Genomic DNA, 25,791 nt, shown 5'->3' with positions numbered 1-25,791 from the left:
TTTTTACTGCTGGTGCCCATGGGCAGGATCGAACTGCCGACCTCTCCCTTACCAAGGGAGTGCTCTACCACTGAGCCACATGGGCGCTTTACGCTTCAACTTCGCGGTCTGGAGCGGGTGAAGGGAATCGAACCCTCGTCGTAAGCTTGGAAGGCTTCTGCTCTACCATTGAGCTACACCCGCACGGGCCACAAACGATTCCTTACCGCTCACTGCGCTGATATCTTGGTGGAGGAGGTTGGATTCGAACCAACGTAGGCGTAAGCCAACAGATTTACAGTCTGCCCCCTTTAGCCACTCGGGCACCCCTCCGTAGAGAACTGACGATTATGGGGGTACATCGCGCCCCTGTCAAGCACATCCGGAAGATTATTTTCACTCTCTTCCCGATGCCTGCCTGACCACCGATCTCCCGCCCTTGCCCGGCTAAGGCAAGCATGGGTGCTACCGATCAGTGCCATATCTTCGTCAGACTCCGCTTTCAGCGTCGATCTTCATCTGCGCTGAAAACGAAAGACCGCCATCATACGATCTCTTGAGCACTCTGCCAAGCGGGTAGATGCAAAATTTCCGCAAATTTCGTGCCGGGCGGATGCCATGATCTGTTTTAGATACCCCCTGGGAGTCCATAGCTGGTTTCTCGGGTTGCCTGGCCCGACCCGCCAGCGATTGACGTGACACGACTTTCGAACGCTTTCCAGCAATCGCATCATGAGTTTGGGCAACGCTTCCAACCAGAAATCGTGATGGCGACACTGGACTTTGCCAACGTCAGCGACAGGAACAATACCGTCCCGGGCCACCTGCCCGCCCTGGTTCGGAACTTCATGCGTCTGCTTGCTCTTTTTCCGGCCTTCATGATTTTGACCGCACACGCCGCTGGACCGGCAGACGCCCGTGTCGCCCGAGCACGATCACCCGGATCCGTTAGGAGGCTAGCTGATAGCCACGCCCCGGGATGCCCTGGCAGCCGCCGCATCGCTCGTCGCATATGACAGGTTGAAGTCCTCGCGCAATGCCGGGGGCCTAAGTTCGGTATACATCGGGTAGGCCGGGGACCCTCGTGGAGTCAGGATGCGGTCACCCATGCATGGCTGATCAACGATGCACCATGGACGCCATGACCGCCGGCGCCGGTGATAACGCGTCGGCAGACGAATCCTGCAGCCCAGCCTGCATCGACACATTGCAGCCATTTCTTGGCGATGACACACGGCCGTGCCTGGAGCTGCCGCGCAGGTTTGTCCCTGCAATCTCTGCGAACGGTCTGCAGTGCACGGCCCACTGCACTTCGCCGCCGTGCGAACCGACCAACGTCGGCATCTGGCCGACCTATCGCGGCAAATACACGAGCTCCCCCATGCACGTACGATGTTCGCCTCGTGCAGCTGAACACCGATACCTGGGCAGGATTCGGCGCCTGCGCGTTTTCCGCATCGCATTCATCCGAAGACGCGGGAAAGCAGGCCCACGACCTCCACACTTCCACGACCGCTGCGAGCTGCCCGGCATTTCTCGCATCGACCGGGGATCAAGGCCTGAATACGACGCGCCGGTTTACGCCGGGCAATGGCTCCGCACCGATCCGGATACCGCATGCTGGGCGCGATCGACTGACGTCGATGCGGGGGCACGCCCTTCACGTCGATAGGTGAAAGGCGGGACTGCTTTGGCGGCGCCGCCCATTCGCTCATCGAAGAAGTCTACGTGTTTCGGGACGGGCAGCCAGCGCTCACCAAAAGAACCGGCGCGAATTTCTGATGGCATCTGGTTGAGGAATTTGCGTATGTCCGGTTCGCGCTATGCGTCAACGACTTCCGTGTGGCACGCCGGAAGCGTCAATTTTTTTGAACGGGTCGATTTGAGAGAAGATGCGACGAGTTGAGAAACAAACAATCCAAGATCACTACGAGATGTCATCTTGGGCAAAATCCGACTTTGTGCGCTCGATTGGCAGCAGTCACCTGGAGCTTTCGGCAAAAGGACGCCAAACGGCGGATTTGCGCCACTCGTTGCCCAGGTCATCCTGATGGCTCATGTCGGGAACCGCCAGGCGCGACCCTCTGATACGAAATGGCAACAACGATTGTGGGCGGAGAAGTGCTCAATACGCCGAGGAACCGCGCACGATAACCGGCATTCGCGCAGCGGGCCATGCCACTCCAGGTCGTAACCAGCAACGCACGAATCTGCGGCGAGAAGTGGTCAGAAATGCGGCAGAGTCGCGACTCGATCCGATCCCCTCTCCGTGAACAGCAAGTGGATGGATGTTTGGATGGTAGGTCTTGGCCGGCGCCAGCTAGCGGTGCAAGGCCAACCCGATCGGTCGGTCTGATCGCCTTTTGCGTCAGTCTCGCAGAGGCAATCCTGGAGAATCGGCACCCCGGCCCCAGCTCGAGCAGCGTCCTGGCCACCGATCCCGATCACTCGCGCATTTCCATCGCCGGAATGCAAAAACCCCCGCCTTTCGGGCGGGGGTTCTTGGCTTAGGGAGCCTGACGATTACCTACTTTCACACGGGAATCCGCACTATCATCGGCGTAGAGTCGTTTCACGGTCCTGTTCGGGATGGGAAGGGGTGGGACCGACTCGCTATGGTCATCAGGCAAAGAGGGTTGTCCTGCTGGCGTGGCCAACAGAACCAATCTGGGAAGAAGCAGTAATTAGGTTGTGTGTATCACACACGAGAATCCAACATGTCGCTCTGGATCTTGCGGCCGGTGCTTTCACACGGCGCCGATCTACAAGGCAGACTTGTTATAGGATCAAGCCTTACGGGCAATTAGTATCAGTTAGCTGAACGCATTACTGCGCTTACACACCTGACCTATCAACGTCCTGGTCTCGAACGACCCTTCAAGGGGATCTAGTCCCCAGGGATATCTCATCTTAAGGCGAGTTTCCCGCTTAGATGCTTTCAGCGGTTATCTCTTCCGAACATAGCTACCCGGCGATGCCACTGGCGTGACAACCGGTACACCAGAGGTTCGTCCACTCCGGTCCTCTCGTACTAGGAGCAGCCCCCTTCAAATATCCAACGCCCACGGCAGATAGGGACCAAACTGTCTCACGACGTTTTAAACCCAGCTCACGTACCTCTTTAAATGGCGAACAGCCATACCCTTGGGACCGGCTACAGCCCCAGGATGAGATGAGCCGACATCGAGGTGCCAAACACCGCCGTCGATATGAACTCTTGGGCGGTATCAGCCTGTTATCCCCAGAGTACCTTTTATCCGTTGAGCGATGGCCCTTCCATACAGAACCACCGGATCACTATGACCTGCTTTCGCACCTGCTCGACTTGTCGGTCTCGCAGTTAAGCACGCTTATGCCATTGCACTATCAGCACGATTTCCGACCGTACCTAGCGTACCTTCGTACTCCTCCGTTACGCTTTGGGAGGAGACCGCCCCAGTCAAACTGCCTACCATGCACTGTCCCCGACCCGGATCACGGGCCAAGGTTAGAACCTCAAACAAACCAGGGTGGTATTTCAAGGACGGCTCCACCGAAACTAGCGTTCCGGTTTCATAGCCTCCCACCTATCCTACACAGATCGGTTCAAAGTCCAATGCAAAGCTACAGTAAAGGTTCATGGGGTCTTTCCGTCTAGCCGCGGGTAGATTGCATCATCACAAACACTTCAACTTCGCTGAGTCTCGGGAGGAGACAGTGTGGCCATCGTTACGCCATTCGTGCAGGTCGGAACTTACCCGACAAGGAATTTCGCTACCTTAGGACCGTTATAGTTACGGCCGCCGTTTACCGGGACTTCAATCAAGAGCTTGCACCCCATCATTTAATCTTCCGGCACCGGGCAGGCGTCACACCCTATACGTCCACTTTCGTGTTTGCAGAGTGCTGTGTTTTTATTAAACAGTCGCAGCCACCAGTTTATTGCAACCCCTTCACCCTCCTGGCGCAGGCCAGTCAAGCTACAAGGGCGTACCTTATCCCGAAGTTACGGTACCAATTTGCCGAGTTCCTTCTCCCGAGTTCTCTCAAGCGCCTTAGAATACTCATCTCGCCCACCTGTGTCGGTTTGCGGTACGGTCATCGTTAGACTGAAGCTTAGAGGCTTTTCTTGGAACCACTTCCAATTGCTTCGCTCCCGAAGGAGCTCGCGCCACACCCTTGAATTACGCACCCGGATTTGCCTAAGTGCCTTCTCCAATGCAGCGACCGGGACTTCCAACACCCGGACAACCTTCCGCGATCCGTCCCCCCATCGCATCTAACAATGGTGCAGGAATATTGACCTGCTTCCCATCAGCTACGCATTTCTGCCTCGCCTTAGGGGCCGACTCACCCTACGCCGATGAACGTTGCGTAGGAAACCTTGGGCTTACGGCGAGGGGGCCTTTCACCCCCTTTATCGCTACTCATGTCAGCATTCGCACTTCCGATACCTCCAGCACCCTTTACAAGGCACCTTCGCAGGCTTACGGAACGCTCTCCTACCATGCGAGCAAGCTCGCATCCGCAGCTTCGGTATATAGCTTAGCCCCGTTACATCTTCCGCGCAGGACGACTCGATCAGTGAGCTATTACGCTTTCTTTAAAGGGTGGCTGCTTCTAAGCCAACCTCCTGACTGTTTTAGCCTTCCCACTTCGTTTCCCACTTAGCTATATTTGGGGACCTTAGCTGGCGGTCTGGGTTGTTTCCCTCTTGACACCGGACGTTAGCACCCGATGTCTGTCTCCCGTGATTGCACTCTTCGGTATTCGGAGTTTGCTATGGCGGGGTAATCTGCAATAGACCCCCCAACCATGACAGTGCTCTACCCCCGAAGGTGAGACACGAGGCACTACCTAAATAGTTTTCGGAGAGAACCAGCTATTTCCAGGTTTGTTTAGCCTTTCACCCCTATCCACAGCTCATCCCCTAACTTTTCAACGTTAGTGGGTTCGGACCTCCAGTACGTGTTACCGCACCTTCATCCTGGCCATGGATAGATCACCTGGTTTCGGGTCTACGCCCAGCAACTGAACGCCCTATTCGGACTCGCTTTCGCTACGCCTGCCCTATACGGTTAAGCTTGCTACTGAACGTAAGTCGCTGACCCATTATACAAAAGGTACGCCGTCACCCCTTACGAGGCTCCGACTGTTTGTATGCATGCGGTTTCAGGATCTATTTCACTCCCCTCCCGGGGTTCTTTTCGCCTTTCCCTCACGGTACTGGTTCACTATCGGTCGATCACGAGTATTTAGCCTTGGAGGATGGTCCCCCCATCTTCAGACAGGATTTCACGTGTCCCGCCCTACTTGTCGCACACCTAGTTCTTTCATACTGTTTTCGCCTACAGGGCTATCACCTGCTATGGCCGCACTTTCCAGAGCGTTCGGCTAACAATACAAATAAAGAGTGCAAGGCTCATCCCATTTCGCTCGCCACTACTTTGGGAATCTCGGTTGATTTCTTTTCCTGCGGTTACTTAGATGTTTCAGTTCACCGCGTTCGCTTCACATGGCCTATGTATTCAGCCATGGATACTCCAAAAGGAGTGGGTTTCCCCATTCGGACATCTACGGATCAAAGCTTGTTTGCCAGCTCCCCGTAGCTTTTCGCAGGCTACCGCGTCCTTCATCGCCTGTGATCGCCAAGGCATCCACCACATGCACTTGTTCGCTTGACCCTATAACGAGTCTGTCTCATCGACAGTCGCTACAGGTTGAGTTCTCGCGTTGTGCCGTATTCCAATTGAGTCAAACTTAGAGTTCGAATCATCTTGAGATACATCGATACAATCACAACCCGGATAGTTTTCACGTCCATCTCAAGACGCTTCCGCTATCCAAATTACTTACTTCTTCCAGATTGTTAAAGAACGACAGCCGATACTTTCGTACCGCTCTGACTGGCTCAATCGCCAATGCAAAATTCTCGGTTCATCATATGAACCAAGCACTTAGCGTTGGTGATTGGTGGAGGCAGACGGGATCGAACCGACGACCCCCTGCTTGCAAAGCAGGTGCTCTCCCAGCTGAGCTATGCCCCCATTGAGTACAGATACCCTCAGGTGTTAGCCGGTCGGCTTGGGGTACTCGTAAGCGCTAAAGCGCTAACGATCACCGACACGTCAGACAATGGTGGGTCTGGTTGGATTCGAACCAACGACCCCCGCCTTATCAAGACGGTGCTCTAACCGACTGAGCTACAGACCCCTGAGTCTGTCTTTAATTTACAGCCGATAAGCGTGAGCGCTCAACTTTGCGAGATAGCTCTGGAAAGGAGGTGATCCAGCCGCACCTTCCGATACGGCTACCTTGTTACGACTTCACCCCAGTCATGAATCCTACCGTGGTGACCGTCCTCCTTGCGGTTAGACTAGCCACTTCTGGTAAAACCCACTCCCATGGTGTGACGGGCGGTGTGTACAAGACCCGGGAACGTATTCACCGCGGCATGCTGATCCGCGATTACTAGCGATTCCAGCTTCATGCACTCGAGTTGCAGAGTGCAATCCGGACTACGATCGGTTTTCTGGGATTAGCTCCCCCTCGCGGGTTGGCAACCCTCTGTTCCGACCATTGTATGACGTGTGAAGCCCTACCCATAAGGGCCATGAGGACTTGACGTCATCCCCACCTTCCTCCGGTTTGTCACCGGCAGTCTCCTTAGAGTGCTCTTGCGTAGCAACTAAGGACAAGGGTTGCGCTCGTTGCGGGACTTAACCCAACATCTCACGACACGAGCTGACGACAGCCATGCAGCACCTGTGCGCCGGTTCTCTTTCGAGCACTCCCGCCTCTCAGCAGGATTCCGACCATGTCAAGGGTAGGTAAGGTTTTTCGCGTTGCATCGAATTAATCCACATCATCCACCGCTTGTGCGGGTCCCCGTCAATTCCTTTGAGTTTTAATCTTGCGACCGTACTCCCCAGGCGGTCAACTTCACGCGTTAGCTACGTTACTAAGGAAATGAATCCCCAACAACTAGTTGACATCGTTTAGGGCGTGGACTACCAGGGTATCTAATCCTGTTTGCTCCCCACGCTTTCGTGCATGAGCGTCAGTATTGGCCCAGGGGGCTGCCTTCGCCATCGGTATTCCTCCACATCTCTACGCATTTCACTGCTACACGTGGAATTCTACCCCCCTCTGCCATACTCTAGCCTGCCAGTCACCAATGCAGTTCCCAGGTTGAGCCCGGGGATTTCACATCGGTCTTAGCAAACCGCCTGCGCACGCTTTACGCCCAGTAATTCCGATTAACGCTTGCACCCTACGTATTACCGCGGCTGCTGGCACGTAGTTAGCCGGTGCTTATTCTTCCGGTACCGTCATCCCCCGACTGTATTAGAGCCAAGGATTTCTTTCCGGACAAAAGTGCTTTACAACCCGAAGGCCTTCTTCACACACGCGGCATTGCTGGATCAGGCTTTCGCCCATTGTCCAAAATTCCCCACTGCTGCCTCCCGTAGGAGTCTGGGCCGTGTCTCAGTCCCAGTGTGGCTGGTCGTCCTCTCAGACCAGCTACTGATCGTCGCCTTGGTAGGCCTTTACCCCACCAACTAGCTAATCAGCCATCGGCCAACCCTATAGCGCGAGGCCCGAAGGTCCCCCGCTTTCATCCGTGGATCGTATGCGGTATTAATCCGGCTTTCGCCGGGCTATCCCCCACTACAGGACATGTTCCGATGTATTACTCACCCGTTCGCCACTCGCCACCAGGTGCAAGCACCCGTGCTGCCGTTCGACTTGCATGTGTAAGGCATGCCGCCAGCGTTCAATCTGAGCCAGGATCAAACTCTTCAGTTTAAACCTGTTACTGTTTTCGGTTCAGTTAAGAACCGGTCGCTCACTCAAAGCTGACAGGTAAATGAATTACTTCATAAACCTGACTTACTTTAGTGTGAGACTCTTGATACTTTTGCTATCTGATCCGAGGATCAGCTCGCTTTCATCAAGCGCCCACACTTATCGGCTGTTAATTTTTAAAGAGCAATCTGCGAGGAACTTCGTGTTTCCCGACAGCGCTGCGTTTTCAGCAGCAGAGAAGCGAAATTATGAACCGTGTTTCGCAGCTCGTCAACAACTTTTTACACTACATCGTTGCGACTGCGGGGCTCAACTTCCAAGCCAGCCGCGCGCCCGACACTGCAGCACACCACCAGCTTTGCTTCCCTCTCCCGCGCCGCGTTTCCGTTAGCGCGAAAGAGGCGTGATTCTAAGCACCCGCCCCCATCTACGCAAGCCCTTTGTGAAAATATTTTGAAAAGCCCCCGTGCGCTGGCGCGCACCGGGGCTGGGGCTCGGCGGGCCGCCGGTGGCCATCGACCACAAGGGGGCCGGCAACACTTCCCTCTATATATAAGCTCATTACTTGCCGCCCACCGCGGTCTGCAGTTGCTCAATCGGCACCGCGTCGGCCATCGCCGTGTATCCAGCGTCGCTCGGATGAATGCCGTCGCCACTATCGAATCGACGCTGCAGCACGCTCGGGCGCGCCGGATCGCGCAGCACCGCGTCGAAGTCCACTACGCCGTCGAACCCGCCACCGCTCCGGATCCACCGGTTCACCTCGAGCCGGATCGCCTCGCGCCCCGCCGGCAGCCCGGCCGGCGTCAGCGTCGCGCCGAAGACCTTCACGCCCTGACGGTGCGCCGCGTCGATCAGTCGGCGGTAGCCGTCAATCAGCGATGCAGCCGTGACTTGCGTATGCGGGTGGTCGCAATCGAGCCCCGCGCGCGGCGGCATCGCCGCAAAGTTGATGTCGTTGATCCCGATCAGCACGATCGCCGCCTTTACACCCGCGCGCGACAGCGCATCGCGCTCGAACCGCGACGCCAGCGACGTGCCATAGCAAGCCGAATCGCTGAGCAGCCGGTTTCCGCTGATCCCGAGATTCGCGACGCCGATCGATTCCGCGCCCGAGGCGGCCAGCCGACGCGCCAGTGCGTCCGGCCAGCGGCGGTTCCGGTTCACGCTCGAGCGCAGCCCGTCGGTGATCGAATCGCCGATCGCGGCTACGCTGGCGCGCGCGGAACCGGTCTCGACCGCGAGCTCGGTCACCCATGCAAATTGGGTAAAGCGGGTGCGGAACGCGGCAGCCCCCGGATCACTCACGTGCTCGCCCGGCACCGACACATAATTGAACTGGTTCGACACGCGGTGCCAGACCGTCATCCGCTGGTTCGGCCCCATCTGGAGGCTGATCGCATACGGCTGCCCGGCCCTGACGTCGATCCCCACCGGATCGCTTTCGAGTTCCTGGCCCGGCGCAAGCGTCACCGACACCTTGCCGCCGAACCGGACCGGCACGGCCGCGTCGCCGGACAGCGCCGCGCCCTCGCCAGCGCGCGCGAGGCTCGCCGCCTCGACGACGAGGGGGGAACGACCGTATGCATTGCTGACGCGGATCCGTGCGGCGCGCCCCGATACTGTCGGATAGACGATCTGGCGCACGGTGCGACCGGCAACGTCGGGCGCGCGATAAAGCGGCGGCGGTGCGGCAAGGTCGGGAATCGGCTGCAACGCGGTCGCCCACGCGGCAACCCATCCCGCCGGCGCGGCCGAAGCCGACGCCACGAGCGGCGAGACAAAAGCGGCCGCACCCAGCACGGCCGCGGCGATACTGCTTCGGAATGACATCGGCAAAATCCTCGTCGGAAAGCGGGCATTGTGCCGCAGAAGGCGCGGCTCCCGCGTGCCGGCCGCCATCACGCAGCACCATCGCGCCCCGATGTCCCTCGTTTACCCGAGTCTTTCCGCAAATCCGCAAGAAATTTATTAACCGACCGGTCGGTTGGTTTATACTTCGCACACATTCAACCGGACGAGAGCCTCGCCATGTACACGCAATCCCTCGACATCCCCGGCAACGTCGCGCCGCTCGACGCCGCAGCCGAGTCGCCCGAGCAGGCGCGGTTCGATGCGGTCATGGCTGCCGACGGCAAGATCGAACCGCAGGACTGGATGCCCGACGCCTATCGAAAGACGCTGGTCCGCCAGATCTCGCAGCACGCGCACTCGGAAGTCGTCGGCATGCTGCCGGAAGGCAACTGGATCTCCCGCGCGCCGAGCCTGAAGCGCAAGGCGATCCTGCTCGCGAAGGTCCAGGACGAAGCCGGCCACGGCCTCTATCTTTATAGCGCGGCCGAAACGCTCGGGGTATCGCGCGATTCGCTGATCGACGCGCTGCACGCCGGCAAGGCGAAATACTCGAGCATCTTCAACTACCCGACGCCGACCTGGGCCGACGTCGGCGTGATCGGCTGGCTGGTCGACGGCGCCGCGATCATGAACCAGATCCCGCTGTGCCGCTGCACGTACGGCCCGTACGCGCGCGCGATGATCCGCGTGTGCAAGGAAGAATCGTTCCACCAGCGCCAGGGCTTCGACGCGCTGCTGTCGATGATGAAGGGCAGCGACGCGCAACGCGCGATGGTCCAGCAGGCCGTGAACCGCTGGTGGTGGCCGGTGCTGATGATGTTCGGCCCGAGCGATGCCGATTCGGTCCACAGCAACCAGTCCGCGAAATGGGGCATCAAGCGGATCACGAACGACGACCTCCGGCAAAAATTCGTCGACGCGACGGTCGACCAGGCGAAGGTGCTCGGCGTGACGCTGCCCGATCCCGACCTGAAGTGGAACGAAGCACGTGGCCACCACGACTACGGCACGATCGACTGGGACGAATTCTGGCGCGTGGTCAACGGCGACGGCCCGTGCAACAAGGAACGCCTCGCGACCCGCGTGAAAGCGCACGAGGACGGCGCATGGGTGCGCGAAGCCGCCCTCGCCCACGAAGCAAAGCGCCGCGCGCGCGCCGAACAGCACGCCGCCTGAGCGGCACACCATCGAATTCAGGATTCAGGAGAAAGTGATGAACAAGGAATGGCCGATCTGGGAAGTGTTCGTGCGCAGCAAGCAGGGGCTCGACCACAAGCATTGCGGCAGCCTGCATGCCGCCGACGCGTCGATGGCGCTGCGCATGGCGCGCGACGTCTACACGCGCCGCCAGGAAGGCGTGAGCATCTGGGTGGTGCCGTCGTCGGCGATCACCGCGTCGGATCCGAGCGAGAAGGCCGAGCTGTTCGAACCGGCGGGCGACAAGATCTACCGTCACCCGACGTTCTACACGCTGCCCGACGAAGTCAACCACATGTAACGCCCGCGCCATGACGATCACGCCCGAACACCTCTCCTACGTGCTGCGCCTCGCGGACAACACGCTGATCCTCGGTCAGCGCAATGCCGAATGGTGCGGCCATGGCCCGATCCTCGAGGAAGACATCGCGCTCACCAACATGAGCCTCGACCTCATCGGCCAGGCGCGCATGCTGTATACGCATGCGGCCGAGCTCGAGCGCCAGCTCACCGGCGCGACGAAGACCGAGGACGACTACGCGTACTTCCGCACCGAGCGCGAGTTCGCGAACTTCACGCTCGCCGAACTGCCGCATTACGGCCCGCTCGCCGGCACCGCGCACGCCGACAAGGACTACGCGGTGACGATCGTGCGCAACTTCCTGTACTCGGCGCTGATGCTGCACGTGTGGAGCGCGCTGGAAACGTCGACCGACACGCAGCTCGCCGCGATCGCCGCGAAATCGGTGAAGGAAACCCGCTATCACGTGCAGCACGCACGCGAGTGGCTCGTACGCCTCGGCGACGGCACCGACGAATCGCACCGTCGCGCGCAGGACGCGCTCGACTACCTGACGCCGTATACGCGCGAATTCTTCGCCGCCGATGCGATCGACGACGCAGTCGCGGCCGCGGGCATCGCCCCGGCACCGGCCACGCTCGAAGCGGCGTGGCGCGCGGACGTGGACGACGCGCTCGCGGAGGCGACGCTCACGCTGCCGGCCCCCGTGCAGCACGTGACGACCGGCAAGCAGGGCGAGCATTCGGAACACATGGGCTACCTGCTCGCGGAACTGCAAAGCCTCGCACGCCAGCACCCCGGCGCGACCTGGTAACCCCGACGCCACGGAGCCCGACGATGTCCGTCCAGACCGCACCCGCCAACGCCAACGCCGTGCCTGCCGCGCGCCGCGACGATCCGCTGCTCGCCCGCGCATGGGACGTGCTCGAAGCCGTGCCCGATCCCGAGATCCCGGTCGTGTCGATCCGCGAGCTCGGCATCCTGCGCGACGTCCGCCGCGCGGACGACGGCCAGCTCGAGGTCGTGATCACGCCGACCTACTCGGGCTGCCCGGCCATGTCGCAGATCGCCGAAGACATCGCCGCCGCGCTGCAGGCCGCCGACCTGCCGCCGCACCGGATCGAGACGGTGCTCGCGCCCGCGTGGACGACCGACTGGATCACGCAGGAAGCGCGCGACAAGCTGCGTGCGTACGGCATCGCGCCGCCGGTCGGCCAATGCGGCACCGCCGCGCCGCGGGAAAACGTCGTGCGCTTCGTGCCGCGGCCTGTCGCGGCGCCCGCGTGCCCGCGCTGCGGCTCGGCACGCACCGAGCGTCTCGCGCAATTCGCGTCCACGGCCTGCAAGGCGCTGTATCGCTGCGTCGACTGCCGCGAACCCTTCGACTACTTCAAACCCTACTAATCGATATGGCGACCCCGCAATTTCATCCGCTGCGTATCCGCGACGTGCGGCCCGAGACCGCCGACGCCGTGACCGTCTCCTTCGACGTGCCGCCCGAGCTGCGCGACGCGTACCGCTTCACGCAGGGCCAGTTCGTCACGCTGAAGACCCACATCGACGGCGAGGAAACGCGCCGCTCGTATTCGATCTGCGTCGGCACGACGGACTACGACCGTGACGGCGAACTGCGCATCGGCATCAAGCGCGTACGCGGCGGCCGCTTCTCGAACTTCGCCTTCGATACGCTGAAGCCCGGCCACACGATCGACGTGATGACGCCGGACGGCCGTTTCTTCACGCACCTGAACGCCGACCACGGCAAGCAGTACGTCGCGTTCTCCGGCGGCTCCGGGATCACGCCGGTGCTCGCGATCGTGAAGACGACGCTCGAACTGGAGCCCCGCAGCACGTTCACGCTGATCTACGGCAACCGCAGCGTCGACGCGATCATGTTCGCGGAGGAGCTCGAGGACCTGAAGAACCGCTACATGAACCGCTTCGTCCTCTATCACGTGCTGTCGGACGACCAGCAGGACGTCGAACTGTTCAACGGCGTGCTCGACCAGGCGAAATGCGCGGAATTCCTCGGCACGCTGACGCCGGCCGACGCGATCGACGAAGCGTTCATCTGCGGCCCGGCGCCGATGATGGACGCGGCGGAAGCCGCGCTGAAGGCAGCCGGCGTGCCGCAGGCGAAGGTGCACGTCGAGCGCTTCGGCACGCCGCTGCCGCAAGCCGGTGCGCCGGTCGTCGAAATCACCGACCAGACGCCGGCCGCCGACCTCGAAATCGTGCTCGACGGCAAGAAGCGCAAGCTGCGGCTGCCGTACGAAGGCGTGAGCCTGCTCGATATCGGCCTGCGGGCGGGCCTCGCGCTGCCCTACGCGTGCAAGGGCGGCGTGTGCTGCACGTGCCGCGCGAAGGTGCTCGAGGGCGAAGTGCGGATGGAGAAGAACTACACGCTCGAGGAGCATGAAGTGAAGGACGGCTTCGTGCTCACGTGCCAGTGCCACCCGGTCAGCGACAAGGTCGTCGTGAGCTTCGACGAGCGTTGAGCGACGTCGCGTCGCGGCGCCGGACGGTTTCTCGCCGTCACACATCTCGCTTACACTAGGGGCCGCCGGCCGGCTGGACATCGCAACGTCCGCCCGGCCGGCGGTTTTCTTTTGTTGACGACAGGCCGATGAGTACCATTCATGTGATTCAGGGCGGCACCGCCGCCGCGTCGCTGCACGAGGCACTCGCGCAAGCCGGGCGCGACGAGCATGTCGTCGGATTGCTCGACGATCTCGGCGTCGGGCCGCTCAAGGGGGCCGACGAGACGCCCGACACGCGCGCAGCCTTCTGGCAGCGCGTGCTCGGCGACCAGATTCCCGACTGGAACGCAGAGATCGAAGCCGAATTCGCACGCCTCGACCAGCTGGCGACGGAGACGGGCCAGGTGGTGGTGTGGCATGCGCCGAGCGTCGGCGACAAGCTGCTGCTGCGGCGCGTCGCCTATCACCTGCGCAATGTCCCGCAACGCCTGAACGAAGTGCGGCTGTCGGCCGCCGACCTCGATCCGGCGCAGCGCGCGTCGCTGTCGCGCACCGACCAGGCATGCGCGACCGGCATGTTCTCGCCCGCCGAACTGGCGCGCAAGCGTCCGGTGGCCGCGCCGATCTCGGTGCTGCGCATCGGCCGCCTCGCGCTCGAATGGCAGGAGGCGAAGCACCAGAACGCCGAACTGCGCTACTGGGTCAGCAACACGATCAAGAGCGGCCACTATGAAGAACTCGACGCGCTGATCCTCGCGCGCGCGGAAACCGACTGGCTACCCGCGCGGCGCCTCGTCGGCAGCATCATGGCCGACGCCGATCGCGGCGGGCTGTTCGTCAGCGACTCGATCGCCTGGTGGCGCTGCCGCGAACTCGCGGCGGCCGGCCGGCTCGAGCTGCAGGACGACACGCCCGACGCCCTCTCTTCCACGCAGGTGCGCGCGGCCCGCGCGGCCGCCACGCACCGCTAATCTTCCGCATTCGACCATGGCCCGTACCCGAGCGCCCGACCACGAATCCCAGCGCGAGCAGATCCTCGATCTGGCCGCCGACAAATTCGCGCAGACGAGCTATCCGAGCACGTCGATGTCCGATCTCGCGACCGCGAGCGGCACGTCGAAAGCACGCCTCTATCACTATTACGAGAGCAAGGAAGCGATCCTGTTCGACCTGCTCGACCGCTACACGAAACGGCTGATGCTGATCATCGCCGAGGTCGAAGGGGCGAGCCAGCGGCGCGGCCTCAGCGAGCGCGACGCGTTCGCGGAGCTCGTGCGCGCGTTCCTCGCCGAATACGAGACATCGCACAGCCGCCACGTCGCGCTGCTCAACGACGTGAAGTATCTCGAGGACGCGCAGCGTGAAATCGTGCTCGACCGCCAGCGCGACATCGTCGCGGCATTCACGCGACAGCTGGCGCGCGCGTACCCGGACCGCATCTCGAAGGAAAACCAGACTTCCGTGACGATGATGGTGTTCGGGATGATCAACTGGACGTTCACGTGGCTGAAGCCCGGCGGCCGCCTCGGCTACCGCGACTTCGCCGAGCAGGTGATCGACCTGATCGAACGCGGGCTGTCGACGGCCGCCTGATTGCCGCGCAGCAGCAAGCGTTGCGCGATGGGCACACTGCGACCGCCCGCCGCGCGTTTCATATGATGAATTTTAAATCCATTTAAAATCAAATAGATAGCAGATTAACTAAGCGGATTTAGAATTCATCCTCCAGCTCAAACATCGTTAAATACGGGTTTTCCCCAATCAGAGGGCTGACGGTCGGGTAAAATGCTGCTGCATTGCACAACCCGCTGTACGGTCACACATTGAGGAACCCACGATGAACACGCGATTCAACGGCTCTGCCGATGTCGTCGGCACCGCCGGTACTGCGCCGGTTCTCGTCAGGGAACTGGCTTCCAAAGACCGTGAGCAGATGCTCACCCACTTTCTCTCGCTCGACGAAGAGGACCGCCTGCTGCGCTTCGGCCAGATGGTGCCCGACCACGTGCTCGAGAACTATGTCCGTACGATCGACTTCGGTCGCGACACCGTGTTCGGCGTGTTCGACCACGACCTCGAACTGATCGGCGTCGGCCACCTGGCCTACCTGCCGGCCGAGGGCGACAAGCGCACGGCCGAATTCGGCGTGTCGGTGCTCGAAAGCGCACGCGGCCGCGGTGTCGGCTCGAAGCTGTTCGAACGCGCGGCGATCCGCAGCCGCAACACGCACGTGACGACGCTGTACATGCACTGCCTGTCGCGTAACGCGACGATGATGCACATCGCGAAGAAATCCGGGATGCGGATCGAGTATGCGTACGGCGAGGCCGATGCGTACCTGTCGCTGCCGCCGGCCGACCACTCGACGATCATCGCCGAGATGCTGCAGGAGCAGGCCGCGGTGTTCGACTACGCGATGAAGCGCCAGGCGCGCCGCACCACGAAGTTCATCGAATCGCTGATGCCCGCCGCCCTGACGGCGTAACGTCGGCCAGCCGGGCCGCGCCTTCCGCGCGCCCGGCCCCTCCCTCCCCGCCGCGCAACTAGCGCACCGACCGAATCGGCAACGCCGTCGTCTCCTTGAAGCATTCGAGCGAAAAGCTCGTCTTCACGTCGATCACCGACGGGTGATGCAGCAAATGCTCCTGCACGAAGCGGGAGAAATGCGCCATGTCCTCGACCTGCACGCGCAGCAGGTAATCCATGTCCCCCGTCATCGCGTGGCACGCGACCACTTCCGGCCAGGTCTGCACGGCCGCGCGAAACAGCTCCGCATGGGTCGCGCCCGCGCGCGCCGACGTTTCGTCGACCCGTACCGGCGCCGGGCCGCCGCGTTTCTCGAGCCGCACGCTCACGTACGCGAGCAGGTCGAGCCCGAGCTTCTGCGGATTCAGCAGCGCGACATAACCGGTGATCACGCCGATCTCCTCGAGCCGCCTGATCCGCCGCAGGCACGGGCTCGGCGACAGGTTCACGCGCTCGGCGATCTCCTGGTTCGACAGGCGCCCGTTCTCCTGAAGAATCGCGAGAATCCGCCGGTCGATGGCATCCAATTCGGCGTGCGCCATCTTCTGCCCTCCAATGATTATTTCAAGACTGAAAATTGCGCCATCGTAGGTCCGGGCGATCAAGTTCGCAAGTTTACGCTCGCGACTGCCCGCTACACTCTGTCGCACGTACCGATTCGTCGCGCACGCCGCCGCGTGTGCCACGTTCGACATCGAACCAGGCCGGACAGGCGCACGTCGCCGCGGCCGATCGCCCCCACAGGAGACACGCCATGCAGATCCCGAACTGGGACAACCCCGTCGGCACCGACGGCTTCGAATTCATCGAATACACGGCGCCGGACCCGAAAGCGCTCGGACAGCTGTTCGAACGGATGGGTTTCACCGCGATCGCGCGCCACCGCCACAAGGACGTGACGCTGTACCGCCAGGGCGACATCAACTTCATCATCAACGCCGAACCCGATTCGTTCGCCCAACGCTTCGCGCGCCTGCACGGCCCGTCGATCTGCGCGATCGCGTTCCGCGTGCAGGACGCCGCGAAGGCGTACAAGCGCGCGCTCGAACTCGGCGCATGGGGCTTCGACAACAAGACGGGCCCGATGGAGCTGAACATCCCGGCGATCAAGGGCATCGGCGATTCGCTGATCTACTTCGTCGACCGCTGGCGCGGCAAGAACGGCGCGCAGCCGGGCGCAATCGGCGACATCAGCATCTACGACGTCGACTTCGAGCCGATCGCCGGCGCGAACCCGAACCCGGTCGGCCACGGCCTCACCTATATCGACCACCTGACGCACAACGTGCATCGCGGCCGCATGCAGGAATGGGCCGAGTTCTACGAGCGCCTGTTCAACTTCCGCGAAGTGCGCTACTTCGACATCGAAGGCAAGGTGACGGGCGTGAAGTCGAAGGCGATGACGTCGCCGTGCGGCAAGATCCGCATCCCGATCAACGAGGAAGGCTCGGATACGGCCGGCCAGATCCAGGAATACCTCGACGCATACCACGGCGAAGGCATCCAGCACATCGCGCTCGGCGCCAGCGACATCTACCAGGCGGTCGACGGCCTGCGCAGCAAGGAAGTGAAGCTGCTCGACACGATCGACACGTATTACGAACTGGTCGACCGCCGCGTGCCGAACCACGGCGAATCGCTGGACGAACTGAAAAAGCGCAAGATCCTGATCGACGGCGCGCGCGACGACCTGCTGCTGCAGATCTTCACCGAGAACCAGATCGGACCGATCTTCTTCGAGATCATCCAGCGCAAGGGCAACCAGGGCTTCGGCGAAGGCAACTTCAAGGCACTGTTCGAATCGATCGAGCTCGACCAGATCCGTCGCGGCGTCGTGCAGGACAAGGCCTGACGCATCCGGCGGGCGGCTGCTCCGGGGCAACCCGGCAACCCGCCCGATCCGGCGGCACAAAGAAAAAGGGCGGGAATCCGAGGATTCCCGCCCTTTTTGCATTCCGGCGCGGCCCGCCGGCCGCGCGAACGGATCAACGCGCGTTCGCCTTCGACGCGACGGCGCGCTCGGCCGACGGCTGCGCGACGGCGTCCTGGGCCGGCGCGATCTGCTGCATCTGCGCGCCGGCTGCCGCCAGTGCGCTCGCGCCTCGCGCGTGCACCGGGCCGGTCATCGAGAAAAACGCGGCGGACACGATCAGGAAACTCTGGATATGACGTGTGTTCATTGCACCTCCTGTAAAACTGCCGGCGCCTCCCCGATGCGTCGAAACAGACCGACGCGACCGGGCACCTCCGGCAGGCCGACAAGATTAACGGCATTTGCGCGCAGATGAACGCGGCCTTACATGCTTTTACATGATGTAACGCATGATTCAGCCCCTCTTTTACGGTGCGCCGCCGCGGTTCTCCCCGCATTGCAACCGATGGGCGGCGGGTTTGCCCCAGTGCTACCATCGCTTAAAACCGGCGAACATGCCGGCCACTGCCGACGCATCCAAAAGATGCCGACGCAACCGAAGTTTTGGTGATCCCAGACCGGGTGGAGGAGACAGTTAATGAATGCCCCGCTAGACGCAGACCAACGCGCGTCGCTAGAAGCCGCGCTGAAGTCCGTCACGCTTGACGACAAATACACACTTGAGCGCGGTCGCGCGTACATGAGCGGCATCCAGGCCCTCGTGCGCCTGCCGATGCTCCAGCAGGAACGCGACCGCGCCGCCGGTCTCAATACGGCCGGCTTCATCTCCGGCTACCGCGGCTCGCCGCTCGGCGGCCTCGATCTGTCGCTCTGGAAAGCCAAGCAGCACCTGGCGGCCCACCAGATCGTCTTCCAGCCCGGCCTCAACGAAGATCTCGCCGCCACCGCCGTGTGGGGCTCGCAGCAGGTGAACCTTTACCCCGGCGCGAAGCACGACGGCGTGTTCGGCATGTGGTACGGCAAGGGCCCGGGCGTCGACCGCACCGGCGACGTCTTCAAGCACGCGAACTCGGCCGGCTCGTCGCAGCACGGCGGCGTGCTGGTGCTCGCCGGAGACGACCACGCGGCGAAATCGTCGACGCTCGCGCACCAGTCCGAACACATCTTCAAGGCCTGCGGGCTGCCCGTGCTGTTCCCGTCCAACGTGCAGGAATATCTCGATTTCGGCCTGCACGGCTGGGCGATGAGCCGCTACTCGGGCCTGTGGGTCGCGCTCAAGTGCGTGACGGACGTGGTCGAATCGTCGGCATCGGTCGACATCGACCCGCATCGCACCGAGATCGTGCTGCCGACCGACTTCATCCTGCCGGAAGGCGGCCTGAACATCCGCTGGCCCGACCCGCCGCTCGTGCAGGAAGCGCGGCTGCTCGACTACAAGTGGTACGCGGCGCTCGCCTATGTGCGCGCGAACAAGCTCGACCGCATCGAAATCGATTCGCCGAACGCGCGCTTCGGGATCATGACCGGCGGCAAGGCCTACCTCGACGTGCGCCAGGCGCTGACCGACCTCGGCCTCGACGACGAAACCTGCGCGCGGATCGGCATCCGGCTCTACAAGGTCGGCTGCGTGTGGCCGCTCGAAGCGCAGGGCGCCCAGGCGTTCGCGCGCGGCCTCGACGAAATCCTCGTCGTCGAGGAAAAGCGCCAGATCCTCGAATACGCGATCAAGGAAGAGCTGTACAACTGGCCCGACGGCCAGCGGCCGCGCGTGTTCGGCAAGTTCGACGAAAAGGACGGCGCCGGCGGCGAATGGTCGGTACCGATGGGCAACTGGCTGCTGCCCGCGCACTACGAGCTGTCGCCCGCGATCATCGCGAAGGCGATCGCGACGCGCCTCGAGAAGTTCGAGCTGCCGTCCGACGTGCGCGCGCGCATCGCCGCGCGGCTCGCGGTGATCAACGCGAAGGAAATGGCGCTCGCGAAGCCGCACGTGCAGACCGAGCGCAAGCCGTGGTTCTGCTCGGGCTGCCCGCACAACACGTCGACCAACGTGCCGGAAGGCTCGCGTGCGATCGCCGGCATCGGCTGCCACTACATGACCGTGTGGATGGACCGCAACACGAGCACCTTCAGCCAGATGGGCGGCGAAGGCGTGCCGTGGATCGGCCAGGCGCCGTTCACGGACGAGAAGCACGTGTTCGCGAACCTCGGCGACGGCACCTATTTCCACTCGGGCCTGCTGGCGGTGCGCGCGGCGATCTCGTCGAAAGCGAACATCACCTACAAGATCCTCTACAACGACGCCGTCGCGATGACGGGCGGCCAGCCGGTCGACGGCGTGCTGACGGTGCCGCAGATCACGCACCAGCTCGCGTCGGAAGGCGCGAAGAAGATCGTGATCGTCACCGACGAGCCGGAGAAGTACGACAGCCAGAAGGCGCTGCTCGCGCCGGGCGTGCCGATCCATCATCGCGACCAGCTCGACGACGTGCAGCGCGAGCTGCGCGAGATCGAAGGCACGACGATCCTGATCTACGACCAGACCTGCGCGACCGAGAAGCGCCGCCGCCGCAAGCGCGGCACCTATCCGGACCCGGCGAAGCGTGTGGTGATCAACGACGCGGTGTGCGAAGGCTGCGGCGACTGCTCGGTGCAGTCGAACTGCCTGTCGGTCGAGCCGCTGGAAACCGAATTCGGCACGAAGCGCCAGATCAACCAGTCGAGCTGCAACAAGGACTTCTCGTGCGTGAAGGGCTTCTGCCCGAGCTTCGTCACGGTCGAGGGCGGCCAGTTGAAGAAGCCGAAAGCCGTGTCGGTCGACGGCAACGCACTGCCGCCCATTCCCGAACCGACGCTGCCGGACATCGACCGCGCATACGGCGTGCTCGTCACGGGCGTCGGCGGCACGGGCGTCGTCACGATCGGCGCGCTGCTCGGGATGGCCGCGCACCTGGAGAACAAGGGCGTGACCGTGCTCGACGTCACCGGCCTCGCGCAGAAGGGCGGCGCCGTGATGAGCCACGTGCAGATCTCGCACGCGCCGACCGACATCCATGCGACGCGGATCGCGATGGGCGAGGCCGACCTCGTGATCGGCTGCGACGCGATCGTCACGGCCGGCGACGAGTGCACGTCGCGGATGCGGCACGACGCGACGCGCGTGGTCGTCAACAGCGCGCAGACGCCGACCGCCGAGTTCATCAAGAACCCGAACTGGGCATTCCCGGGCCTGTCCGCCGAGAACGACATCCGCGCGGCGGCCGGCGAAGCGGTCGACTTCATCGACGCGAACCGCTTCGCGGTCGCGCTGCTCGGCGACGCGATCTACACGAACCCGTTCGTGCTCGGCTACGCATGGCAGAAAGGCTGGCTGCCGCTCACGCTCGTGTCGCTCGTCCGCGCGATCGAGCTGAATGCGGTATCGGTCGAGAAGAACCGTGCGGCATTCGACTGGGGCCGCCGCGCCGCGTACGACCTGGCGAGCGTGAAGCAGGCCGCGGCCGGCGACGCACGCCCCGCGCAAGGCGCCACGGTGATCGCGCTGCACACGAAGAAGGCGGTCGACGCACTGATCGCGAAGCGCGTGGAATTCCTCACCGCGTACCAGAACGCCGCGTATGCGGCGCGCTATGCGGCGTTCGTCGACAAGGTGCGCGCCGCCGAGCGTGCACTGGCGGACGGCGACACGGTGCAGGAGCAGCTGACTGAAGCAGTCGCCCGCAACCTGTTCAAGCTGATGGCGTACAAGGACGAATACGAGGTCGCGCGGCTGCAGTCCGATCCCGCGTTCCTCGCGCGCCTGTCCGCGCAGTTCGAAGGCGACTGGAAGCTGAAATTCCACCTCGCGCCGCCGCTGTTCGCGAAGACGGACTCACACGGCCATCTGGTGAAGAAGGCGTACGGCCCGTGGATGATGACGGCCTTCCGCTGGCTCGCGAAGGCGAAGTTCCTGCGCGGCACGGGGCTCGACCCGTTCGGCCGCACCGAGGAACGCCGCTCCGAGCGCGCGCTGATCGGCGAGTACGAAGCGCTGATCGACGAAGTGCTGGCCAGGCTGAACGCGGCCAACCGCCCGCTCGCCCTCGAGCTCGCGGCGCTGCCGGACGGCATTCGCGGCTACGGCCACGTGAAGGAGAACAACCTGCGCGCGGTACGCCAGAAGTGGAGCACGCTGCTCGCGAAGTGGCGGGCGCCGGCAGGCGGCCAGTCGCACCAGCAGGTCGCGTGACGGCCGGCCGACGGGCGCGGGCATTCGCGGTTCGAACGCCCGCCCCGGCCGGCGATTCGCAATAAAAAAACGCCACGGAACGCAGGTTCCGTGGCGTTTTTCCTTGCGCCGCGCCTGAAGCGCGACACACGCAGGCGTGGACTTACTTCGTGTTCACGTTCGCGGCGGCAACGGCCGTCATGTTGATGATCCGGCGCACGGTCGCAGCCGGCGTCAGGATGTGGACCGGCTTCGCCGCGCCGAGCAGGAACGGACCGACCGTCACGCCTTCGCCGCCGACCATCTTCAGCAGGTTGTACGCGATGTTCGCCGCTTCGACGTTCGGCATGATCAGCAGGTTCGCTTCGCCCGACAGCGTCGTGCCGGGGAACGCCTGCTTGCGGATCATTTCCGACAGCGCCGCGTCGCCGTGCATTTCGCCGTCGACTTCCAGGTTCGGCGCACGTTCGACGATCAGCTTGCGGGCCTCGCCCATCCGGCGCGACGACGCCGACGGCGCGCTGCCGAAGTTCGAGTTCGACAGCAGCGCGGCCTTCGGCGCGATGCCGAAGCGCTCGATCTCGGCCGCGGCCTGGATCGTCATGTCGGCGAGCTGTTCGGCGCTCGGCAGCTCGTTCACGTACGTGTCGCACACGAACAGGTTGCGGCCCGGCAGCATCAGCAGGTTCATCGCGGCGAAGTGCTCGGCGCCCTTCGCGCGGCCCAGCACCTGCTCGATGAACTTCAGGTGGCTGTGGAACGTGTCGATCATCCCGCAGATCATCCCGTCCGCATCGCCCAGGTGCACGAGCATCGTGCCGATCAGCGTGTTGAACTTGCGCATTGCGGCCTTCGCGACTTCCGGCGTCACGCCGTCGCGCGCGCCGATCTCCTGATACGCCTGCCAGTAGCGGTGGTAGCGCGCATCGTCTTCCGGATCGACGATTTCGAAATCGGTGCCGGCCTTGAGCTTCGAGCCGATCTTCTGCAGGCGCATGTCGACGACCGACGGACGGCCGATGATGATCGGCTTCGCGATCTTTTCTTGCAGCACGAACTGCGCGGCGCGCAGCACGCGCTCGTCTTCACCTTCGGCGAACACGATGCGCGCCTGCTTCTGCTTCGCGGTCGCGAACACCGGGCGCATCACCATGCCGGTGCGGTAGACGGTCGCGCCGAGCTGCTCGCGGTAGGCGTCCATGTCCTGGATCGGACGCGTGGCGACGCCCGAATCCATCGCGGCTTGCGCGACGGCCGGCGCGATCTTGATGATCAGGCGCGGATCGAACGGCTTCGGAATCAGGTAGTCCGGCCCGAATTCGAGCGAGTGGCCTTCATACGCCTTCGCGACTTCCTCGCTCTGGTCGGTTTCTTCCGCCAGTTCGGCGATCGCGCGCACGCACGCGAGCTTCATTTCTTCCGTGATCGTCGTCGCGCCAACGTCGAGCGCGCCGCGGAAGATGAACGGGAAGCACAGCACGTTGTTGACCTGGTTCGGGTAGTCCGAACGGCCGGTCGCGACGATCGCGTCCGGGCGCACGGCCTTCGCGTCTTCCGGGCGGATTTCCGGTTCCGGGTTCGCGAGCGCCAGGATCAGCGGCTTGTCGCCCATCGTCTTGACCATGTCCTGCTTCAGCACGCCCGCGCTCGAGCAGCCGAGGAACACGTCCGCGCCGACGATCGCGTCGGCGAGCGTGCGTGCGTCGGTGGTCGCCGCATAGCGCTGCTTCGACGGATCGAGATTGCCGCGCCCTTCGTAGATCACGCCCTTCGAATCGGCGACGAGGATGTTCGACTTCGTCAGGCCGAGATTGACCAGCAGGTCCAGACACGCGATCGCTGCGGCGCCCGCGCCCGAGCACACGAGCTTCACTTCGGCGAGCTTCTTGCCGACGACCTTCAGGCCGTTCAGGATCGCGGCCGACGCGATGATCGCGGTGCCGTGCTGATCGTCGTGGAAGACGGGGATCTTCATGCGCTCGCGCAGCTTCTGCTCGATGTAGAAGCATTCCGGCGCCTTGATGTCCTCGAGGTTGATGCCGCCGAGCGTCGGCTCGAGCATCGCGATCGCCTCGACGAGCTTGTCGGGGTCGGATTCCGACAGTTCGATGTCGAACACGTCGATGCCCGCGAATTTCTTGAAGAGGCAGCCCTTGCCTTCCATCACCGGCTTCGCGGCCAGCGGGCCGATGTTGCCGAGGCCCAGCACGGCCGTACCGTTCGTGATGACGCCGACGAGGTTGCCGCGCGACGTGTACTTCTGCGCATCGAGCGGATCGGCGTGGATCGCTTCGCACGCAGCGGCGACGCCCGGCGAATACGCGAGCGACAGGTCGAGCTGGTTCGACAGCGGCTTGGTCGGGGTGACCGAAATCTTGCCGGGTTTCGGATTCTGGTGATAGGCGAGTGCCGCCTGCTTCAGTTGTTCGTCCATGATTGACCTGCGAGAGACATGCGAAATATTGACGGTTCAGTACACAGCACCTTGGGCCGCGTCTGCTTGAATCGAGGGGATGGTCGACTGCGAGACGGCACGCAGCGCGCCGGGTCGGCACGCCATCGAACCTTGGCGGATGGCAAGAGGAAAGTACAAAGTACTGAACGATTTCTAAGGGTCGCCTAGTGTACACCCCCTAAATGACCTCCGTTGGTGCAGCGCCGCATCCTCCGCATCAGCGCGAGCGGTCCCGCCCCGTTTGTTTCGCCGGTGGTGAGCCGAGCGGCGAACCCGCGTGAATTCCGCCGAAAACCGGCCTGAATCGGGTAAAATAGCCGGCTACGCGCGCAGCGATGCGATTGGCCCTCCGATCGCGCCCCGGCCCCCAGGGCAGGTTCCCCTTGCTGCGCCACCGGGCCCGCGCCCGCTCTTCGCTCATCACCCAAGGAATGCCCATGACAGGCTACGATCGTCAGTCGATCTCGGATACGACCGCCAAAATCCTGCTCGAAGTGCAGGCAGTGCACTTCAACGCAGAAAAACCGTTCATCTTCACGTCCGGCTGGGCAAGCCCCGTCTATATCGACTGCCGCAAGCTGATTTCGTATCCGCGCGTGCGCCGCGCGCTGATGGAAATGGCAGAAACGACGATCACGCGCGACATCGGCTTCGAGCAGATCGACGCGGTGGCGGGCGGCGAGACGGCCGGCATCCCGTTCGCGGCATGGATCGCGGACCGGATGATGGTGCCGATGCAGTACGTGCGCAAGAAGCCGAAGGGTTTCGGCCGCAACGCGCAGATCGAAGGCCATCTGGAAGAAGGCTCGCGCGTGCTGCTCGTGGAAGACCTGACGACCGACAGCCGCAGCAAGATCAACTTCGTCAACGCGCTGCGCACCGCGGGCGCGACCGTAAACCACTGCTTCGTGCTGTTCCACTACGACATCTTCAAGGAAAGCGTGTCGGTCCTGAAGGACATCGACGTCGACCTGCACGCGCTCGCCACGTGGTGGGACGTGCTGCGCGTCGCGAAGGCTTCGGGCTACTTCGAGACGAAGACGCTCGACGAAGTCGAGAAATTCCTGCACGCACCGGCCGAGTGGTCGGCGGCGCACGGCGGCGCGACGGCCCCGAAGGAATGACGCCGCG

General features: G+C 62.7%; 15 protein-coding genes, 5 tRNA genes and 3 rRNA genes. 11 read left to right on the top strand and 12 right to left on the bottom strand.

Annotation, left to right across the window (positions count from 1 at the left end; genetic code table 11):
* Window positions 1-10 precede the first annotated feature (10 nt).
* The 9 genes from APZ15_RS05250 to APZ15_RS05210 all read right to left on the bottom strand — a co-directional run bounded on the left by APZ15_RS05250 (window position 11) and on the right by APZ15_RS05210 (window position 9,600).
* A tRNA-Thr gene (locus APZ15_RS05250) sits at window positions 11-85 on the bottom strand.
* Between the two features lie 24 nt (window positions 86-109).
* A tRNA-Gly gene (locus APZ15_RS05245) sits at window positions 110-183 on the bottom strand.
* Window positions 184-226: 43 nt separating this feature from the next.
* Window positions 227-312, bottom strand: a tRNA-Tyr gene (locus APZ15_RS05240).
* A 2,181-nt stretch (window positions 313-2,493) separates the two neighbouring features.
* Window positions 2,494-2,606 (bottom strand): 5S ribosomal RNA (rrf, locus tag APZ15_RS05235).
* 155 nt (window positions 2,607-2,761) lie between these two features.
* Window positions 2,762-5,642: ribosomal RNA gene (locus APZ15_RS05230) — 23S ribosomal RNA — on the bottom strand.
* A gap of 287 nt (window positions 5,643-5,929) precedes the next feature.
* Window positions 5,930-6,005, bottom strand: a tRNA-Ala gene (locus APZ15_RS05225).
* A gap of 89 nt (window positions 6,006-6,094) precedes the next feature.
* Window positions 6,095-6,171: transfer RNA gene (locus APZ15_RS05220), tRNA-Ile, on the bottom strand.
* 63 nt (window positions 6,172-6,234) lie between these two features.
* A 16S ribosomal RNA gene (locus APZ15_RS05215) occupies window positions 6,235-7,767 on the bottom strand.
* The 16S, 23S and 5S rRNA genes sit together here with 2 tRNA genes alongside, the layout of an rRNA operon.
* A gap of 561 nt (window positions 7,768-8,328) precedes the next feature.
* A complete protein-coding gene (locus APZ15_RS05210) occupies window positions 8,329-9,600 on the bottom strand; it encodes an SGNH/GDSL hydrolase family protein (protein ID WP_027788583.1) in 1,272 nt (423 codons plus the stop codon).
* Window positions 9,601-9,798: 198 nt separating this feature from the next.
* Here APZ15_RS05210 and paaA point away from each other — a divergent pair, with 198 nt between their 5' ends.
* The 8 genes from paaA (at window position 9,799) to APZ15_RS05170 (ending at window position 16,084) form a co-directional block, all read left to right on the top strand.
* Window positions 9,799-10,797 (top strand): 1,2-phenylacetyl-CoA epoxidase subunit PaaA, encoded by a 999-nt coding sequence (paaA, locus tag APZ15_RS05205; protein ID WP_027788584.1) that lies wholly within the window; start codon window positions 9,799-9,801, stop codon window positions 10,795-10,797.
* Between the two features lie 37 nt (window positions 10,798-10,834).
* On the top strand, window positions 10,835-11,119 hold the full coding sequence (gene paaB, locus APZ15_RS05200; protein WP_027788585.1) for a 1,2-phenylacetyl-CoA epoxidase subunit PaaB: 285 nt from the start codon (window positions 10,835-10,837) through the stop codon (window positions 11,117-11,119).
* A 10-nt stretch (window positions 11,120-11,129) separates the two neighbouring features.
* Window positions 11,130-11,933 carry a 1,2-phenylacetyl-CoA epoxidase subunit PaaC gene (gene paaC / locus APZ15_RS05195; protein ID WP_027788586.1) on the top strand — a complete coding sequence of 268 codons (804 nt, stop codon included), beginning with the start codon at window positions 11,130-11,132 and terminating at the stop codon, window positions 11,931-11,933.
* A gap of 23 nt (window positions 11,934-11,956) precedes the next feature.
* Window positions 11,957-12,523, top strand: a complete 567-nt coding sequence (gene paaD, locus APZ15_RS05190) for a 1,2-phenylacetyl-CoA epoxidase subunit PaaD (RefSeq protein WP_027788587.1) — start codon at window positions 11,957-11,959, stop codon at window positions 12,521-12,523.
* A 5-nt stretch (window positions 12,524-12,528) separates the two neighbouring features.
* On the top strand, window positions 12,529-13,617 hold the full coding sequence (gene paaE, locus APZ15_RS05185; protein WP_027788588.1) for a 1,2-phenylacetyl-CoA epoxidase subunit PaaE: 1,089 nt from the start codon (window positions 12,529-12,531) through the stop codon (window positions 13,615-13,617).
* Window positions 13,618-13,745: 128 nt separating this feature from the next.
* Window positions 13,746-14,570 (top strand): DUF1835 domain-containing protein, encoded by an 825-nt coding sequence (locus tag APZ15_RS05180; RefSeq protein ID WP_027788589.1) that lies wholly within the window; start codon window positions 13,746-13,748, stop codon window positions 14,568-14,570.
* 16 nt (window positions 14,571-14,586) lie between these two features.
* On the top strand, window positions 14,587-15,192 hold the full coding sequence (locus APZ15_RS05175; protein WP_011350658.1) for a TetR/AcrR family transcriptional regulator: 606 nt from the start codon (window positions 14,587-14,589) through the stop codon (window positions 15,190-15,192).
* A gap of 244 nt (window positions 15,193-15,436) precedes the next feature.
* Window positions 15,437-16,084 carry a GNAT family N-acetyltransferase gene (locus APZ15_RS05170; protein ID WP_027788590.1) on the top strand — a complete coding sequence of 216 codons (648 nt, stop codon included), beginning with the start codon at window positions 15,437-15,439 and terminating at the stop codon, window positions 16,082-16,084.
* A gap of 58 nt (window positions 16,085-16,142) precedes the next feature.
* Here APZ15_RS05170 and APZ15_RS05165 read toward each other — a convergent pair whose 3' ends face one another.
* Entirely contained in the window at window positions 16,143-16,667 is a 525-nt protein-coding gene (locus APZ15_RS05165) for an Lrp/AsnC family transcriptional regulator (protein WP_027788591.1), read from the bottom strand.
* Between the two features lie 212 nt (window positions 16,668-16,879).
* Between APZ15_RS05165 and hppD the strand changes: the two genes are divergently transcribed.
* Complete coding sequence (hppD, locus tag APZ15_RS05160) at window positions 16,880-17,977, top strand: 4-hydroxyphenylpyruvate dioxygenase (protein WP_027788592.1); 1,098 nt, start codon at window positions 16,880-16,882, stop codon at window positions 17,975-17,977.
* Window positions 17,978-18,110: 133 nt separating this feature from the next.
* Here hppD and APZ15_RS05155 read toward each other — a convergent pair whose 3' ends face one another.
* Window positions 18,111-18,305: a hypothetical protein gene (locus tag APZ15_RS05155; RefSeq protein WP_027788593.1), complete on the bottom strand. Its 195-nt coding sequence runs from the start codon at window positions 18,303-18,305 to the stop codon at window positions 18,111-18,113.
* Window positions 18,306-18,635: 330 nt separating this feature from the next.
* Here APZ15_RS05155 and APZ15_RS05150 point away from each other — a divergent pair, with 330 nt between their 5' ends.
* A complete protein-coding gene (locus APZ15_RS05150; protein WP_027788594.1) occupies window positions 18,636-22,226 on the top strand; it encodes an indolepyruvate ferredoxin oxidoreductase family protein in 3,591 nt (1,196 codons plus the stop codon).
* Window positions 22,227-22,368: 142 nt separating this feature from the next.
* Here APZ15_RS05150 and APZ15_RS05145 read toward each other — a convergent pair whose 3' ends face one another.
* On the bottom strand, window positions 22,369-24,639 hold the full coding sequence (locus APZ15_RS05145) for an NADP-dependent malic enzyme (RefSeq protein ID WP_027788595.1): 2,271 nt from the start codon (window positions 24,637-24,639) through the stop codon (window positions 22,369-22,371).
* Window positions 24,640-25,097: 458 nt separating this feature from the next.
* Between APZ15_RS05145 and APZ15_RS05140 the strand changes: the two genes are divergently transcribed.
* Entirely contained in the window at window positions 25,098-25,784 is a 687-nt protein-coding gene (locus tag APZ15_RS05140; RefSeq protein ID WP_011546659.1) for an orotate phosphoribosyltransferase, read from the top strand.
* Window positions 25,785-25,791 lie beyond the last annotated feature (7 nt).

The organism is Burkholderia cepacia ATCC 25416, from assembly GCF_001411495.1.
GTDB classification, from domain to species: Bacteria; Pseudomonadota; Gammaproteobacteria; order Burkholderiales; family Burkholderiaceae; genus Burkholderia; species Burkholderia cepacia.
Note: the sequence above shows the minus strand (reverse complement) of the source record. Positions and strands in the feature narration are given on the sequence as shown.

Excerpts from the sequence above, each read along its gene's own strand:
- paaE (WP_027788588.1), top strand. The coding sequence starts at position 12,529 with ATGGCGACCCCGCAATTTCATCCGCTGCGTATCCGCGACGTGCGGCCC.
- paaC (WP_027788586.1), top strand. The coding sequence starts at position 11,130 with ATGACGATCACGCCCGAACACCTCTCCTACGTGCTGCGCCTCGCGGAC.
- APZ15_RS05180 (WP_027788589.1), top strand. The coding sequence starts at position 13,746 with ATGAGTACCATTCATGTGATTCAGGGCGGCACCGCCGCCGCGTCGCTG.
- APZ15_RS05150 (WP_027788594.1), top strand. The coding sequence starts at position 18,636 with ATGAATGCCCCGCTAGACGCAGACCAACGCGCGTCGCTAGAAGCCGCG.
- paaB (WP_027788585.1), top strand. The coding sequence starts at position 10,835 with ATGAACAAGGAATGGCCGATCTGGGAAGTGTTCGTGCGCAGCAAGCAG.
- APZ15_RS05155 (WP_027788593.1), bottom strand. The coding sequence starts at position 18,305 with ATGAACACACGTCATATCCAGAGTTTCCTGATCGTGTCCGCCGCGTTT.
- APZ15_RS05140 (WP_011546659.1), top strand. The coding sequence starts at position 25,098 with ATGACAGGCTACGATCGTCAGTCGATCTCGGATACGACCGCCAAAATC.
- APZ15_RS05145 (WP_027788595.1), bottom strand. The coding sequence starts at position 24,639 with ATGGACGAACAACTGAAGCAGGCGGCACTCGCCTATCACCAGAATCCG.
- paaA (WP_027788584.1), top strand. The coding sequence starts at position 9,799 with ATGTACACGCAATCCCTCGACATCCCCGGCAACGTCGCGCCGCTCGAC.
- APZ15_RS05175 (WP_011350658.1), top strand. The coding sequence starts at position 14,587 with ATGGCCCGTACCCGAGCGCCCGACCACGAATCCCAGCGCGAGCAGATC.
- paaD (WP_027788587.1), top strand. The coding sequence starts at position 11,957 with ATGTCCGTCCAGACCGCACCCGCCAACGCCAACGCCGTGCCTGCCGCG.
- APZ15_RS05165 (WP_027788591.1), bottom strand. The coding sequence starts at position 16,667 with ATGGCGCACGCCGAATTGGATGCCATCGACCGGCGGATTCTCGCGATT.
- hppD (WP_027788592.1), top strand. The coding sequence starts at position 16,880 with ATGCAGATCCCGAACTGGGACAACCCCGTCGGCACCGACGGCTTCGAA.
- APZ15_RS05210 (WP_027788583.1), bottom strand. The coding sequence starts at position 9,600 with ATGTCATTCCGAAGCAGTATCGCCGCGGCCGTGCTGGGTGCGGCCGCT.
- APZ15_RS05170 (WP_027788590.1), top strand. The coding sequence starts at position 15,437 with ATGAACACGCGATTCAACGGCTCTGCCGATGTCGTCGGCACCGCCGGT.